This is a genomic window from Streptomyces puniciscabiei (assembly GCF_006715785.1).
Lineage (GTDB): Bacteria > Actinomycetota > Actinomycetes > Streptomycetales > Streptomycetaceae > Streptomyces > Streptomyces puniciscabiei.
Map to the genome: position 1 here is coordinate 20,297 of NZ_VFNX01000004.1, position 14,903 is coordinate 35,199.

At 72.6% G+C, this 14,903-nt stretch carries 13 protein-coding genes; 7 read left to right on the plus strand and 6 right to left on the minus strand.

All coding sequences use genetic code 11. The features are described from left to right. Positions 1-62 precede the first annotated feature (62 nt). On the plus strand, positions 63-917 hold the full coding sequence (prcB, locus tag FB563_RS38025) for a proteasome subunit beta (protein ID WP_055710309.1): 855 nt from the start codon (positions 63-65) through the stop codon (positions 915-917). Between the two features lie 647 nt (positions 918-1,564). Here prcB and FB563_RS38030 read toward each other — a convergent pair. From FB563_RS38030 to FB563_RS38045, 4 genes are read right to left on the minus strand one after another with little or no spacing between them, the layout of a single operon-like run. After that, entirely contained in the window at positions 1,565-2,230 is a 666-nt protein-coding gene (locus tag FB563_RS38030; protein WP_055710310.1) for a response regulator transcription factor, read from the minus strand. Further along, positions 2,184-2,939 carry a phosphatase PAP2 family protein gene (locus FB563_RS38035; protein ID WP_055710311.1) on the minus strand — a complete coding sequence of 252 codons (756 nt, stop codon included), beginning with the start codon at positions 2,937-2,939 and terminating at the stop codon, positions 2,184-2,186. The genes FB563_RS38030 and FB563_RS38035 overlap by 47 nt, the downstream gene beginning before the upstream one ends. Next, entirely contained in the window at positions 2,936-3,181 is a 246-nt protein-coding gene (locus FB563_RS38040) for a hypothetical protein (RefSeq protein ID WP_055710312.1), read from the minus strand. Before FB563_RS38040 ends, FB563_RS38035 begins: the two co-directional genes overlap by 4 nt. Next, a complete protein-coding gene (locus tag FB563_RS38045; protein WP_055710313.1) occupies positions 3,181-3,843 on the minus strand; it encodes a DedA family protein in 663 nt (220 codons plus the stop codon). Before FB563_RS38045 ends, FB563_RS38040 begins: the two co-directional genes overlap by 1 nt. Before the next feature lie 220 nt (positions 3,844-4,063). Here FB563_RS38045 and efeU point away from each other — a divergent pair, with 220 nt between their 5' ends. The 4 genes from efeU to FB563_RS38065 all read left to right on the plus strand — a co-directional run bounded on the left by efeU (position 4,064) and on the right by FB563_RS38065 (position 9,304). Beyond that, positions 4,064-6,094: an iron uptake transporter permease EfeU gene (gene efeU / locus FB563_RS38050; protein ID WP_055710314.1), complete on the plus strand. Its 2,031-nt coding sequence runs from the start codon at positions 4,064-4,066 to the stop codon at positions 6,092-6,094. A 56-nt stretch (positions 6,095-6,150) separates the two neighbouring features. Then, positions 6,151-7,422, plus strand: a complete 1,272-nt coding sequence (gene efeB / locus FB563_RS38055; protein ID WP_055710315.1) for an iron uptake transporter deferrochelatase/peroxidase subunit — start codon at positions 6,151-6,153, stop codon at positions 7,420-7,422. 167 nt (positions 7,423-7,589) lie between these two features. Continuing rightward, complete coding sequence (nicT, locus tag FB563_RS38060) at positions 7,590-8,747, plus strand: Nickel transporter NicT (protein WP_208766333.1); 1,158 nt, start codon at positions 7,590-7,592, stop codon at positions 8,745-8,747. Positions 8,748-8,827: 80 nt separating this feature from the next. Next, positions 8,828-9,304 (plus strand): DUF5709 domain-containing protein, encoded by a 477-nt coding sequence (locus FB563_RS38065; RefSeq protein ID WP_055709361.1) that lies wholly within the window; start codon positions 8,828-8,830, stop codon positions 9,302-9,304. Positions 9,305-9,455: 151 nt separating this feature from the next. Here FB563_RS38065 and FB563_RS38070 read toward each other — a convergent pair whose 3' ends face one another. Beyond that, on the minus strand, positions 9,456-9,662 hold the full coding sequence (locus FB563_RS38070; protein ID WP_055709360.1) for a hypothetical protein: 207 nt from the start codon (positions 9,660-9,662) through the stop codon (positions 9,456-9,458). Between the two features lie 153 nt (positions 9,663-9,815). Between FB563_RS38070 and FB563_RS38075 the strand changes: the two genes are divergently transcribed. Together FB563_RS38075 and FB563_RS38080 are read left to right on the plus strand one after the other, a co-directional pair. Then, positions 9,816-11,681, plus strand: a complete 1,866-nt coding sequence (locus FB563_RS38075) for a glycoside hydrolase family 15 protein (protein ID WP_055709359.1) — start codon at positions 9,816-9,818, stop codon at positions 11,679-11,681. Between the two features lie 91 nt (positions 11,682-11,772). Then, positions 11,773-12,006, plus strand: coding sequence for a hypothetical protein (locus tag FB563_RS38080; protein ID WP_055709358.1), 234 nt, complete (start codon positions 11,773-11,775; stop codon positions 12,004-12,006). 114 nt (positions 12,007-12,120) lie between these two features. On the opposite strand, the gene FB563_RS38085 is transcribed toward FB563_RS38080, so the two are convergent. Further along, a complete protein-coding gene (locus tag FB563_RS38085; protein ID WP_079049042.1) occupies positions 12,121-14,859 on the minus strand; it encodes a SpoIIE family protein phosphatase in 2,739 nt (912 codons plus the stop codon). Positions 14,860-14,903: the final 44 nt, after the last annotated feature.

The following is a 14,903-nucleotide window of genomic DNA, read 5'->3' on the forward strand; positions in this document are numbered from 1 at the left end:
TTCCCGCACGCCCACCCCTGGTAGGAGTCGGGTGTCGCATGCCGCACAGGAGGGGGAGAGCCATGTCGGGGAACGACACAGCGGGGCTGCCGGGCGAGGCGTTCTTCACGCCGGGGACGTCGTCCTTCACCGAGTTCCTGGCCGCGCACCGGCCCGGGCTGCTGCCCACCGTGCCCGTGCTGCCCGCCGGGGCACGCATGGCCCCCGACCGCTTCCCGCACGGCACCACTGTGCTCGCCCTCACCTACCGCGACGGTGTGCTGATCGCCGGCGACCGCCGGGCCACCATGGGCAACCTGATCGCCCAGCGCGACCTGGAGAAGGTGCACCCCGCCGACGACTACACGGCCGTCGCCTTCGCCGGCACCGTCGGCCTCGCCGTCGACATGGTGCGGCTCTACCAGGTCGAGCTCACGCACTTCGAGAAGATAGAGGGCACGCCGATGACCCTGGCCGGCAAGGCGACCCGGCTCGCGGCCATGATCCGGCAGAACCTCGCCCAGGCCATGCAGGGCCTCGCCGTCGTCCCGCTGCTCGCCGGGTACGACCTCACCGCGCCCGACGGCGGCCGCGGCCGCATCTTCGGCTTCGACGCGGCCGGCGGCCTGTACGAGAAGCACGACTTCTACGCCGAGGGCTCCGGCTCGCCGTACGCCCGCGGCGCCCTGAAGAAGCTGTACCGGCCGGGGCTGACCCGGCGTGAGGCCGTCCTCGCCGCACTGCAGGCGCTCTACGACGCGGCCGACGACGACTCGGCCACCGGCGGCCCCGATGTGAACCGCCGTATCTTCCCCGTCGTGTCCGTGATCACGGCGGACGGCTTCGAGCGGCTGCCGGAGACGGAGACCGAGGAACTCAGCCGCGAGACGGTCCGGCAGCGCACCGCCCGCCCGGACGGGCCGCACGCCGCGCCCTGACTGCATCAGAGGCCCGAGTTTCGCTGCCGATGAGCGCGCTGCTCGCGGTCGTGCTCATGGTGCGGTTCCGCATCCGGGCCTACCGCGCCGGCGTGTACTGGGTCGCCGTGCTGTTCGCCGCCGCCATCGCCGCCGGAGACGGCGGTCTGGGCCTGGGCACCGTGATCACCAGCGCGCTGTTCCTCCGTCATCCTCGGCCTGGGCGTCCTCCTGATGGTGACCCGGGTGACGCGGACCGGCCGCCGGTGGTCAGGGGCGGGGCAGGGTGTTCAGCCCGCGAGGACACCGCACGCACCCCCGACCCACCGCCGGCCGGGTCGGGGGTGCAGATGCGGGCGAGCATCCCCGTGTCCGGCGCCGTGGCCCGGTGGCCCGTGCCGTCGCACCGGGCACCGGCTCCGCGTCCAGCCGCACCGTGTCGCGGCCCTGCACCGTGGCGCAACGGCGCCCACCGCGCGAGGCCGGGGCATGGGCGGCGCGGGTGAGCGCCTCGGCCCCGGACGGGGGCCGCTCGAGCGGGCTGCCGCCCGTGCGGATCCAGGCGCCGGTGTCCGGGAGCGGTCACCGGAGGTCCCGTACCCGCGCCCGGCCGCGCAGGGCGCGTCGCGCGAGGTGGGCGAGCGGTGATCGCCTGCTGCACGGCGGCCTCATGCCAGTCGGTGGCCGATCCCCCGCGCGGTGGCGATGGTCCGCTCGCTGCCCGCCGCACGCAGCTTGCGGCGCAGGCGGGTCAGATACTGGTCCAGCGTGTTGTCGCTGACCTGCGCCCCCTCCGGCCAGCCCGCACGCAGCAGTTCGCGGCGGCGCACCAGCTCCCCGCCGGCCGCGGCGAGCGCCGCCAGCAGCCGGAACTCCGTCGGCGTGAGATCGACGCGGCGGCCGGACACGGTGGCGCTGTGCCGGACGGCGTCCAGCACGAGTCCGTCCGCGGCGGCCGGGACCGCCGGGGGCGCGGACCGGCGGAGCGCGGCGCGCAGCCGGGCGGCCAGTTCGGCGAGGTGGAAGGGCTTGGGCAGATAGTCGTCCCCGCCGGCCGAGAAACCGGACAGGCGGTCCGCCAGTCCCTGACGCGCGGTCAGGAAGAGGACCGGGGAGAGGAAGCCGCCCGCCCGCAGCGCCTGGCAGACGTCGCGGCCGTCGGCGTCGGGCAGGCCGACGTCCAGCACGACGGCGGCCACGTCCGGTGTCGCCAGCCGCAGGGCGGTGGCGCCGTCGCCGGCGCAGACCGTGTCGAACTCCTCGTCCTGCAGACCACGGCGCAGCACGTCACGCAGGGCGTGATCGTCCTCGACGATGAGGATCCTGGGGCGCATCTCTCTCCACCGGCCCGTCGGCCGCGTCGTTCGGGTGGGGTGTGCCCGGCTCCGGGGCACGGGGGACGTGTCGCCCGGGCAGCCACCGGGCCACCGCGCAGACGAAGAGGCCGAGCCAGCCGACGGCGAGCAGCCAGCCGCCGACGACGTCGGTGAACCAGTGCACGCCCAGGAAGACACGGGTCAGCCCGACCCCCGCCCCCCAGCACGCGACCAGCAGGCACAGCACGGTCCTGCCGCGCGGGGCACGCAGGCACAGGGCCGTCATCAGCAGTCCCGCCGTCAGCGCGGCCGTGGTGGTGTGACCGGAGGGGAAGGACCAGCCGGAGGCGTGGGTCTGCCAGTCGTACCGGGGCGGCCGGGCCCGGGTGACCAGCTCCATCACGCCGTACCGCACCGCCTGGCCCGCGCCCAGGCAGACCACGCCGAGCAGCACGGCCACCAGCCGCTGCCGCCCGGTGCGGCCCGCGATGAGTCCGGCCAGGACCACCAGGACGTACGGCACGACACCCGTGCCCGTGGCGGTCAGGCCGCGGGCCATCGCCAGCGCGACCGGCGGGCGGTGCCCGACGGACCAGGACAGCAGCCCGTGGTCCAGGCCGAGCGGGTCGCCCTGGTCGCTCACCAGCACGGCGGCCAGCGCGGCGAAGGCCATCCAGGAGCCCAGGGCCACCGTGCCCGCCCGCTCGGCGAGGTTCCCTGGCCTCATGGGGTTCCCGTCACCGGCAGCGGGTGCGGCCGGGTGCCCGTCGGCCGCCCCGCGAGGCCGCCCGGCAGGCGGCGCGGGACGGTCATGGCGACGGCCGTGTGGTTGCTCGGCGACGCCCGGTCGCCCCGCGCGGGACACGCAGCCGGGGTACGGAAGGCCGGGTTCCGGGACGGCCGGTCCTCGGCGGCCGGCCACACGGTGACGGTGCCGTCGACCGAGGAGCCCGACAGGGCGGGGAGCATCAGCGGGCCTCCCCCTTGGCCGCCCTGCGGGAGCGCAGCAGCTCCGCGGCGAGCGGGAGCAGGGACAGGACGACGATCAGTGCGATCACCGGCAGCAGGTACTTGTCGACGTTGGGGATCGAGGAGCCCAGCGCGTATCCGGCCAGCGTGAGACCGAGGCTCCACACGAGCCCGCCCGCCACCTGCCAGAGGGTGAAGGTCCGGGCCGGGACCTCGAGCGCGCCCGCCAGCGGGTTCAGCACCGTGCGCACCACGGGGATGAAGCGGGCCAGCACGATCGCCTTCGCGTGTCCGTACCGCTCCAGCAGTTCCTCGGCGCGCTGCGCGCCCTCGCGCAGCTTGGCCGAGCGGCTGCGGGCCAGCAGCGCGCCGCCCGCCTTCCGGCCGAGCAGGAACCCGCACTGCGCCCCCGCCAGCGCGCCGACGGCCGCCGCGACGAGCAGCGGCCCGAGCGAGAGGTGCACCCCGCTGTCGGACTTGCCCGTGCACAGCAGCCCCGCCGTGAACAGCAGGGAGTCTCCGGGAAGGAAGAACCCGATCAGCAGGCCGGTCTCGGCGAACATCACTACGCCGACGCCGAGCACGCCGAAGGCGGCGAGCAGCGAGTGGGCGTCGAGCACGTTGACCGCGAGCTGCGACGCCAGATGTGGGGGAGTGGCCATCGCCGTACGCCCTTTCCTTCGACTGTGGCTTCGGTTCCGAGAAGATCCGACTACACATTTGTAGACGGTCTATCGGACCACAAACGAATCGAGAGTGGCGAACGTTCCCGGACTTTGCCTTGCCATTGCCTACGCATGACCGGACGCCTACATGGTCATCGTCATCATGGTCGCGAAGGTAAGGTATGCCTTCACTAACTAACTGGGAGGGCAGCAGGGCATGTGGGACGACGCGTTTCCGAGTTTCCTGATCGGACTCAGGGAGGGACTCGAAGCCGGACTCATCGTCTCCATCCTGGTCGCCACCCTGGTGCGGGCCGAGGCGCGCTCGCGGCTGGCCCAGGTCTGGACCGGTGTCCTGGCCGCCGTCGCCGTGGCGATGAGCTTCGGCGCGGTGCTCACCTTCACCGCCGCGTCCATGCCGCAGACCGCCCAGGAGGCGTTCGGCGGCATCCTCAGCGTGATCGCCGTCGCCTTCGTCACCGCCATGGTGTTCTGGATGCGCCGCTCGGCCCGCAGCCTCTCCGGCGAGCTGAAGGAGAAGGTGACCGGTGCCCTCGCGATGGGCTCCGGCGTGCTGATCCTCACCTCCTTCCTCGCGGTCGGCCGTGAGGGCCTGGAGACGGCCCTGTTCCTGTGGACCACGGCGCAGGCGGCCGGTGAGTCGGCCGGACCGCTGACCGGCGCTGCCATCGGCCTCGTCCTCGCGGCGGCCCTGTGCTGGGGCCTGTACCGGCGGGTGCTGAAGATCAACCTGACGAAGTTCTTCACCGCCACCGGCGCCGTCCTGATCGTCATCGCCGCGGGCGTCCTCGGTTACGGCCTGCGCGACCTGCAGGAGGGCGGCGTGCTGCCCGGCAAGACGGCCTACGCGGTCGACCTGGCGAGCAGCGTCGACGCCGGCTCCTGGTACAGCACCCTGGTCCAGGGCGTCCTCAACCTCACCCCCACCATGACCTGGCTCCAGGTGGTGGCCTACGTCGCCTACCTGGCCGTCGTGATGACGCTGTTCGTGCGCGGAGTGCGGGCCACGGCTCCGAAGCCGGCGAAGGAACGCCCCGGGCAGGAGCCGAAGGCCGGCCGGCCCGAGCGGCAGCGGCCGGTCTGGGTGCTGCCCGCCGCCGTGGTCGCCGTACCCGCCGTGGTCGCCGGACTGGTCGTCGCCCTCGCCAAGCCCAAGCCCGCCGGTGACCAGACCGTCGCCGTCTCCGAGACCGAGTGCGGCAAGGGCTTCACCGCGCCCAAGCCCGGCCGGCAGACCTTCCAGATGCAGAACACCGGCGGCAAGACCTCCGAGGTGTACCTCATCGACCCGTCGACCAGCGCGGTCTACGGCGAGATAGAGGGCCTCGCCCCCGGCACCACCCGCGACCTCGTCGCCACCGTCGCCGGCGGCACCTACGCCTGGCGCTGCGTCCCCACCGGCGGCAAGGCCGTCACCTCCAGGGCGGTCACCGTCAGCGGCGGCGGCGCGGCCAAGCCCGTCGTCCCCGTCTCCGAACAGGACCTCGCGACCCCCCTGAAGGCGTACAAGGCGTACGTCGGCCAGGGCCTGGGCACCCTCGTCACCCAGACTCGCACCCTGGCCGACGACATCGAGCACGGCCACCTGGACAAGGCCCGCACGGACTGGCTCACCGCGCACCGCACCTACGCCTCCCTCGGCGCCGCCTACGGCACCTTCGAGGACTACGACAAGAAGATCGACGGTCGGGCCGACGGACTGCCGGACGGTGAGCAGGACAAGGACTTCACCGGCTTCCTCCGCCTCGAGTACGGCCTGTGGCACGGCCAGTCCGCGGGGGACCTGACCGCCCCCGCCCGGCAGCTCGCCGCCGACGCCGCCGGGCTGCAGAAGGCCTTCCCGGGTCAGGACTTCGACCCCGGCGACCTGCCGCTGCGCGCGCACGAGATCCTGGAGAACACCCTCCAGTTCGAGCTGACCGGCGACACCGACGAGGGCAGCGGCACGAACCTCGCCACCGCCGACGCCAACCTCAGCGGCACCCGCGAGCTGCTCACCGTGCTCAGGCCGCTGCTCGCCAGCCGCGCCCCGAAGCTGCTCCCGACGGTCGACGCGGACATCGCCCGCGTGCAGAAGCTCCTGGACGCCGCCCACGACGGCACCCGCTGGACGCCCGTGGACCGGCTCGCCCAGGCCGACCGGCAACGGCTGAACGGCGCCACCGGCCAGCTGCTGGAGGACCTCGCCCCGATCCCGGACCTGCTCGAGATCCGGAAGTCCGCCTGATGACCGAAGCCCGTCCGATGAAGTCCGCGCACCCGCACCCCGAAGGGAACCCCGCGATGTCCACTGCCGAACCGTCGGCCTGCCCCGTCGGCCCTGCCCGCCGCTCCTTCGTGCGGACCGCGCTGGGCGCCGGTGCCGCCGGAGCGGTCCTGGCCGGCGGCGGCTTCGCCCTCGGCGAGAGCGGCGGCACGGCCCAGGCCCAGAGCAGTGGCCCGGACGGCTCGGCCAAGGTCCCCTTCCACGGCGCCCACCAGGCCGGGATCATCACTCCCGCGCCGGCGGCCGCCACGTTCGTCTCCCTGAACGTCATCGCCGACGACCGCAAGGGCCTGACCGACCTGCTTCGGACCATCACGGAGCGGGCCCGCTTCCTCACCTCCGGGGGGACCCCCACGGACCTGGGCGTCGGCGCGCCGCCCTCCGACAACGGCATCCTCGGCCCCGAGGTCCCCGCCGACCGCCTCACCGTCACGGTCGGCGTCGGCGCCTCCCTCTTCGACGACCGCTACGGCCTGGCCAAGGCCAGGCCCGCCCGGCTCACCCCGATGCGGACCTTCCCCAACGACAACCTGAACGCCGCCGAGTGCCACGGCGACCTGTCCCTGCAGATCTGCGCCCAGAGCACGGACACCGTGCTGCACGCGCTGCGCGACATCGCCCGGCACACCCGCGGTGCCATGCAGATCAAGTGGCGCATCGACGGCTTCCAGAACGCCCCGCGCCCCACCGGCGCCCAGCGCAACCTGCTCGGCTTCAAGGACGGCATCGCCAACCCTGACGTCACCTCCGCGCGCGAGACGGACAAGCTGATCTGGGTCGGCGACGGCCAGGGCGAGCCGGCGTGGACCAAGGGCGGCAGCTACCAGGTCATCCGGATCATCCGGATGCTGGTCGAGTTCTGGGACCGGGTCTCGCTCACCGAGCAGGAGAAGATGTTCGGCCGCCGCAAGGACACCGGCGCGCCTCTCGACGGCGCCAAGGAGACCGACGTCCCCAACTACGCCAAGGACCCGCACGGCACCGCGATCCCGCTGGACGCCCACATCCGCCTGGCCAACCCGCGCAGGGCGGATACCGACAGCTCCCGCATCCTGCGCCGCGGCTACAACTACGACCGCGGCGTGGACAGCGTCGGCAACCTCGACATGGGCCTGGTCTTCTGCTGCTACAACCAGGACGTCAAGCGCCAGTTCGAGGTCGTGCAGACCCGCCTGATCGACGAGCCCCTGGTGGACTACATCTCCCCGACGGGCGGCGGCTACTTCTTCGCCCTGCCCGGCGTCCGGGACACCGAGGACTGGCTGGGCCGGGGCATGCTCTCCGCCTGACGGATCCACTCAAACCCCGACAACCACGGCAGGTCTTTTCCTCTTCATGGGAAAGGCCTGCCGTCGCCTTTACCCCCCGCGTACTGCACACCATTTGCAAGTACGGGAAGATGGCACCAGGCTGTGCTGCGCAGCCGTACCCGCACCACCGAAGGATGACCCTCCCGATGACGGCCGCCCCTGGTTCCGCTCCGTCCCTCCCCGTCCAGGCCGACGCCAAGCGCTCGGCCTGGCAGCGTGTCCGCGGCTCCATGACGCGGCAGGAGTGGATCAGGGTCGGCGGGATGGCGGGCTTCGTGCTGGCCCTGCACATCATCGGCTGGGGCACCCTGGTCGGCATCATCGCGCCGCAGCACTTCAGCGTGGGCAAGGAGTCCTTCGGCATCGGCATCGGCGTGACCGCCTACACCCTCGGCATGCGGCACGCCTTCGACGCCGACCACATCGCGGCGATCGACAACACCACCCGCAAGCTCATGGGGGAGGGACAGCGCCCGCTGTCGGTCGGCTTCTGGTTCTCCCTCGGCCACTCCAGCATCGTCTTCGGGCTCTCCCTGCTGCTCTCGCTCGGCATGAAGGCCCTGGCCGGACCGGTCCAGAACGACAACTCGCACCTGCACCAGGTCACCGGCCTGATCGGTACGACGGTCTCCGGCACCTTCCTCTACCTCATCGCGGGCATCAACCTCGTCATCCTGGCCGGCATCTGGAAGGTGTTCCGGCAGATGCGCTCCGGCGCCTACGACGAGGCCGCGCTGGAGACGCAGCTGAACAACCGCGGCTTCATGAACCGCCTGCTGGGCCGGGTCACCGGCTCGATCAGCAAGCCGTGGCAGATGTACCCGCTGGGCCTGCTGTTCGGCCTCGGCTTCGACACCGCGACGGAGATCGCCCTGCTGGTCCTCGCCGGTTCCGGCGCCGCCTCGGGCCTGCCCTGGTACGCGATCCTCTGCCTGCCCGTCCTGTTCGCGGCCGGCATGTCCCTGCTGGACACGATCGACGGCTCGTTCATGAACTTCGCCTACGAGTGGGCGTTCTCCAAGCCGGTCCGCAAGGTCTACTACAACCTCACCATCACCGGCCTGTCCGTCGCCGTCGCCCTCATCATCGGCACCGTCGAACTCCTCGGCCTCCTCGCCGACGAGCTCGGCCTGCACGGCGCCTTCTGGGACTGGATCTCCGGCCTCGACCTCAACACCGTCGGCTTCGTCATCGTCGGCCTGTTCTTCGCCACCTGGGCGATCGCCCTGCTGGTGTGGAAGGCGGGCCGGATCGAGGAGAAGTGGACGCAGAGCCTCGCCCCGGCGGAGCAGTCGGGGTCCTGACCCTCAGGACCGGCGGGGTTAACGCCGCGCTTCCGGGAAACGCGGACCGGGACCGCCCGCGAGCCCAGAGGGAGGCGACCATGAGCGACCAGCAGTCCGAGCAGACCCCGATGGCGGACGACGCCTACCAGCCCACCGGAACCAACGAGGAACAGGAGGACGCCGGGCCCCTGGACCTCCAGGACGCGGTCGACGAGCGCACCTACGACGACGTCCTCGACGAGGGCTACTCCCCGCCCGAACGCCCCCTCGCTGTCACGAAGCAGGGCACGACCGCCGCCGAGCAGCACGCCGGGGAGACCCTGGACGAACGGCTCCGCCAGGAGGTGCCGGAGGCGACCGTGCCACCGGGCGACGACATCGGGGACCTGCCCGGCGGCGAGGGCGAGCCCCTCGACCCCCAGGCCGGCGCGTCCCGGGCCGGCCGCCTGGTCGCCCCCGACGAGGGCGCGCACACCGACACCACCAAGGAGGAGGTCGCGCGGGACGTGGGCGTCGACGGGGGAGCGGCGGGCGCGGAAGAGGCAGCCGTGCACGTGGTCGAGGAGGAGCCCTGAGCGTCGCCGGTCCCTCCCACGGACGAGGGATGCGGGGCACCGCTCGAGCAACGGACCACGCCCACCTGGGGCCCGGCCGCTGTCCGCCTTCCCAGAGGGGGGCTCCCTGCCCCCGTTGACACAGGGAACCCTCTGCTCGCCCCGGACCGCCCTACGGCAGCAGCCTCTCGATGGCTGTCGGGCCCTCCTTCTCCATCTTGCGGCGGGCCCAGTCGAGGTTCTTCGGTGTGACGTCCCTGCCCGCCGCCATCACCAGGTCCTCCGGGGTGACATCCCTGGAGGGAGCGGAGTGGAGCAGGGCGTCCGGGGTGCAGTGGTCGTCGGACGACCGGGATTCGTCGGGTGTGATCGTCGACATGATGCCTCCTCCTCGGTCCGGATGACCGCATCCGTGCCGGTGCCGCCGAACGGGGCACACTCTCACCATTCCCCGCAGCGCCTTCCCACGCCACCGGAGAGCACACACTCCTAAGCTGGAATCCATCTCGCACCGCTCACCGGGAGGCCGCAGATGGCCGAGACCCCGTTTCCCGAGACCCCGTTTCCCGAGGACGTCCGCCTCCGCGCCCGCTACCTGCCCATCGCCGAGCACGGACTCATCGGCGACCTGCGCAGCGTGGCACTGGTCGGCTCGAACGGCACCATCGACTGGTACTGCTGTCCGTCCTTCGACTCCCCCAGCGTCTTCGCGGCCGTCCTCGACGCCGAGCGCGGCGGCAGCTTCGAGCTGGCCGCCGCCGTACCCGCGCGTGCCAAGCAGTTCTACTTCCCCGACACCAACGTACTGATCACCCGGTTCTTCACCGAGGACGGCGTCGGCGAGGTGCAGGACTTCATGCCGGTCACCTCCGACAGCGCGGCCGGGCCGGGCGAGGCGGCCCGGCACCGGCTGATCCGGCGCGTGGTCTGCGTGCGCGGCACCGTCCCCTTCCGGGTGCTGGTCGCCCCGCGGTTCGACTACGGCGCGGCCCCGCACTCCGTGCGCAACCAGGCCGGCACCGTCGTCTTCGAGTCCGCCGTGCTGTCGCTGTCGCTGACCTCCACGGTCGCCCTGGAGTGCGATGCCCGGGACGCCCGCGCCGACTTCAAGCTCGGCGAGGGCGAGACCGCGGTGTTCGCCCTCGACCAGGTCGGCGAGGCGGTGGCCCCCCGCGGCTGTGCCCGCGCCGAGGCCGAGCACGAGTTCAACGCCACGGTCGCCTACTGGCGGCACTGGCTGCACCAGTCCCGGTACCGCGGCCGCTGGCGCGAGATGGTGCACCGCTCCGCGCTCACCCTGAAGCTGCTCACCTACGCGCCGACCGGCGCCATCGTCGCCGCCCCCACCACCAGCCTGCCCGAGCAGCTCGGCGGCGAGCGGAACTGGGACTACCGGTATGTGTGGGTGCGGGACGCCGCCTTCGCCGTCTACGCGCTGCTGCGGCTCGGCTTCACCGGCGAGGCGGAGGCCTTCATGCGCTTCCTGACCACGCACGTCAGCCCCTGCGACGGCGCCGACGGCACGCCCCCGCTGCAGATCATGTACGGCATCGACGGCCGCGCCGACCTGCCCGAGCGCGAGCTGCCGCACCTGGAGGGCCATCAGGGCTCCGCCCCGGTCCGGGTCGGCAACGACGCCGCCGGCCAGCTCCAGCTGGACATCTACGGCGCCCTGATCGACTCGATCTACCTGTACGACAAGTGGGCCCAGCCGATCTCCAGCCAGCAGTGGGACGACGTGAGCCGTCTGGTCGAATGGGTGTGCGCCCACTGGGACCAGCCCGACGAGGGCGTGTGGGAGACCCGGGGCGGCCGCAAGAACTTCCTGTACTCGCGGCTGATGTGCTGGGTCGCGATCGAACGGGCCATCCGCCTCGCCAACCGGCGCGGACTGCCCGCCGATCACCGGCGCTGGCGCCAGGCCCGCGACGCGATCTACCGGCGGATCATGGACCGCGGCTGGTCCGAGCGGCGCGCCGCCTTCGTGCAGTACGAGGGCGGCGACGTGCTGGACGCCTCGCTGCTGATGATGCCGCTCGCCAAGTTCATCGCCCCCACCGACCCCAAGTGGCTGTCCACCCTGGACGCCCTCACCGAGGACCTGGTCTCCGACTCCCTGGTCTACCGCTACGACCCCCAGGCCAGCCCCGACGGACTGCGCGGCGACGAGGGCACCTTCTCCATCTGCTCCTTCTGGTACGTCGAGGCGCTGGTGCGGGCCGGCCGGCTCGACGAGGCCCGGCTGGCCTTCGAGAAGATGCTCACCTACGCCAACCACCTCGGTCTGTACGCGGAGGAGATCGGCCGGACCGGTGAGCAACAGGGGAACTTCCCGCAGGCCTTCACACACCTGTCCCTGATCAGCGCCGCCTTCAACCTCGACCGCGCCCTCGGCTGACCATCGGGGCGGTGTGTCCGCAGGTCGTACGGGTACCCGGAGGTCTCCGGAAGGAGAACGACGCAGGGTCGACAGAAGGAGGAGACCCCGTATGACCAGCACCAGCGAGACCGGCGGCGTCACCGGTACGCGCGACAAGAACTACGACCTGATCTGGTACGTGGAGGCGTGCCTGGACAACGCCCTTCGCCTGGAGACGTACATCCAGGACGCCGAACGCGACCACGACAACGAGCTCGTGGACCTGTTCCACAAGGCACAGGCGGACAGCCGTAAGGGCGCGGAGATGGGGAAGCAGCTGCTGCGCGAGCGACTGAGCGCCTGACCGCCTCCTCCGCTCAGGGGAACCGGTAACCCGGAACGGGCCCGGCGGAACGCATGCGTGCGTCGTCCGCCGGGCCCGGTCGCGCAATCCCCACCGGTGGGACCTCGGCGTACGTCACGGCAGTAGCTGTTCCGCCCAGATGATCTTGCCGTTGGCGGTGTAGCGGGTGCCCCAGCGCTCGGCGAGCTGGGCGACCAGGAACAGGCCACGGCCGCCCTCGTCGGTGGTCGCCGCGTACCGCAGGTGCGGGGAGGTCGTGCTGCGGTCGGACACCTCGCAGATCAGCGTGCGCTCGCGCAGCAGCCGTACTCCGATGGGGCCGCGGCCGTAGCGGATGGCGTTGGTGACCAGCTCGCTCAGGACCAGCTCCGTCGTGAAGTCCAGCTCCTCCAGGCCCCAGTCGGCGAGCCGGCGGGTCACCGCGGACCGCACCTCGGACACCGCCGCGGGGTCCGACGGCACCTGCCACTCGGCGACCCGGTCGCCGCCCAGCACCCGGGTCCGGGCGACGATCAGCGCGACGTCGTCGCTCGGCCGGGCCGGCAGCCGGTCCAGCACGGCGCGGCAGGTCTCCTCCGGCGAGCCGCCCGGCGTGCCGCTCAGCGCGTCGCTCAGCAGCTCCAGACCGACGTCGATGTCCCGTTCACGGTCCTCCACCAGCCCGTCGGTGTACAGCACCAGCCGGCTGCCCTCCGCCAGCTCCAGCTCGGCCGTCTCGAACGGCAGCCCGCCCAGACCCAGCGGCGGCCCGGCCGGCACCTCCGGGAACTCCACCCCGCCGTCGGGGCGCACCACCGCGGGCGGCGGATGACCGGCCCGGGCCACACTGCAGCGCCGTGCCACCGGGTCGTACACCGCGTACAGACAGGTCGCGCCGGCGATCGCCGCGGAGCCGTCCGCCGCGGTCTCGTCCTGGTCGATCCGGCCGACCAACTCGTCCAGCAGACCGAGGAGTTCGTCGGGCGGCAGGTCCAGCGCGGAGAAGTTGTGCACCGCCGTGCGCAGCCGGCCCATGGTGGCCGCCGCGTGCAGCCCGTGTCCCACCACGTCCCCCACCACCAGCGCCACCCGGGCACCGGACAGCGGCAGCACGTCGAACCAGTCCCCGCCCACCCCGGCCTGCGCCGGCAGATACCGGTAGGCGATCTCCAGCGCGCCCTGCTCCGGCAGCGAGCGCGGCAGCAGACTGCGCTGGAGGGTGACCGCCATGCTGTGCTCGCGGGTGTACCGGCGGGCGTTGTCGATGGACACCGCCGCCCGAGCGACCAGCTCCTCGGCGAGCGCCAGCTCCTCGGAGTCGAACGGCTGCGGCTTCTCCGAACGCCAGAAATTCGCCACGCCCAGCACCAGGCTGCCCGCCCGGAGCGGCACGGTGATCAGCGAGTGGATGCCGTAGTCCAGCACCCGGTCGGTGCGCTCGTGGTTCTGCGCGCGCCAGCCGGGCGCCTCGCGCAGCCGGGGCACCAGGACCGACTGCCCGGTGGTCAGGCTGCGCGCCTGCGGCGAGGTCGCCACGAACCGGATCCGCTCGTCCACCGGATACAGCGGGGTGTCCTCGCGGATGCCGGCACAGGCGGCGCGGCGCAGCGCCGTGCCCGGCTTGGGCTCCTCGCCGTGCAGGACCGCGTCGAACAGGTCCACGGTCGCGTAGTCCGCGAACCGGGGCACCGCCAGGCCGGCCAGTTCCTCGGCGGTACGGGTCACATCCAGGCTGGTGCCGATGCCCACCCCGGCGTCGTACAGCATGTTCAGCCGCTCGCGCGCCACCTCCGCCCGGCCCGACAGGGCGCGCAGCTCGGTGGAGTCGCGCAGCGTGGTGACACTGCCGGCCGGGCCGCCGCGCACATCGGTGGGCCGCTGGTTGATCGCCAGCAGCCGGTCCTTGACCAGGTGCACCTCGTCGGTGGCCACCCGGCCCGAGGCCAGCAGCGCCGCCGTCTCGTCGTCCAGCCCCAGCTCCAGCACGCTGCGCCGCTCGGCGTCCTCCGGCAGGTCCAGCAGCCGGTGCGCCTCGTCGTTGGCGAGCAGCAGCCGGCCGCCGTCGCCGACGATCAGCACGCCCTCCCGGACCGCGTGCAGCACCGCGTCGTGGTGCTCGTACATCCGGGTCATCTCGTACGGGCCCAGGCCGTGGGTCTGGCGCAGCAGCCGTCTGCTGACCAGGGCCGTGCCCCCGAGGGCCAGTGCGAGCGCCGCCGCTGCCGCCACGAGCAGCAGGGGCAGTTGCTGATTGGCCGCCCCGCCCACGTGCGCCGTGGTGATCCCGGACGACACCAGGCCCACGACCTTGCCGGAGGCGTCCTTCACCGGCACCACGATCTGCACCAGCGGCCCTATGGTGCCGTTGACGTGCTCGACGACCGTGCCGCCGGCCACCGCCGGGGCGATCGTGCCGACGAACTTCTTGCCGATGCGGTCGGGGTTGGGGTGCGTGTAGCGGATGCCGTCGGTGTTCATCACGACGACGAAGTCCACGCCGGTCGCCTTGCGCACGGCCTCGGCCTTCGGCTGGAGGATGGCCGTCGGGTGCGCGGAGCGCAGCGCGGCCGCCGTGCCCGGCGCGTTCGCGAACGACTGGGCGACGGAGAGGGAACGGTTCTTTGCCTCCAGGTCGCTGTCGCGCCGCACCTGGAGCACCTGCGCCACCACCGCCGCCACGATCAGCAGCAGCACGATCACCACTTGGAGCAGGAACACCTGTCCGGCGACGCTGCGCCCGGTCACCGCCGACCGCAGCGCCCCGGGCGCGCCGCCGCTCCCGCCCGGGCCCTGCGGCCGCGGGCCCTCCGAGACGCGCGGGGGCTCGGAAGGACGGGGCGGCCGGGTCGCGCTCCGGCCGGACAGTCGCACCATGTGCCCATGTCTACACTGCCCGGCTCGCTCCGGCGAGACTGTCA

Coding starts and splice junctions, on each gene's coding strand:
- FB563_RS38075 (WP_055709359.1), top strand. CDS start 9,816: ATGGCCGAGACCCCGTTTCCCGAGACCCCGTTTCCCGAGGACGTCCGC.
- efeU (WP_055710314.1), top strand. CDS start 4,064: ATGTGGGACGACGCGTTTCCGAGTTTCCTGATCGGACTCAGGGAGGGA.
- FB563_RS38030 (WP_055710310.1), bottom strand. CDS start 2,230: ATGCGCCCCAGGATCCTCATCGTCGAGGACGATCACGCCCTGCGTGAC.
- prcB (WP_055710309.1), top strand. CDS start 63: ATGTCGGGGAACGACACAGCGGGGCTGCCGGGCGAGGCGTTCTTCACG.
- FB563_RS38035 (WP_055710311.1), bottom strand. CDS start 2,939: ATGAGGCCAGGGAACCTCGCCGAGCGGGCGGGCACGGTGGCCCTGGGC.
- FB563_RS38040 (WP_055710312.1), bottom strand. CDS start 3,181: ATGCTCCCCGCCCTGTCGGGCTCCTCGGTCGACGGCACCGTCACCGTG.
- efeB (WP_055710315.1), top strand. CDS start 6,151: ATGTCCACTGCCGAACCGTCGGCCTGCCCCGTCGGCCCTGCCCGCCGC.
- FB563_RS38045 (WP_055710313.1), bottom strand. CDS start 3,843: ATGGCCACTCCCCCACATCTGGCGTCGCAGCTCGCGGTCAACGTGCTC.
- FB563_RS38065 (WP_055709361.1), top strand. CDS start 8,828: ATGAGCGACCAGCAGTCCGAGCAGACCCCGATGGCGGACGACGCCTAC.
- FB563_RS38085 (WP_079049042.1), bottom strand. CDS start 14,859: ATGGTGCGACTGTCCGGCCGGAGCGCGACCCGGCCGCCCCGTCCTTCC.
- nicT (WP_208766333.1), top strand. CDS start 7,590: ATGACGGCCGCCCCTGGTTCCGCTCCGTCCCTCCCCGTCCAGGCCGAC.
- FB563_RS38080 (WP_055709358.1), top strand. CDS start 11,773: ATGACCAGCACCAGCGAGACCGGCGGCGTCACCGGTACGCGCGACAAG.
- FB563_RS38070 (WP_055709360.1), bottom strand. CDS start 9,662: ATGTCGACGATCACACCCGACGAATCCCGGTCGTCCGACGACCACTGC.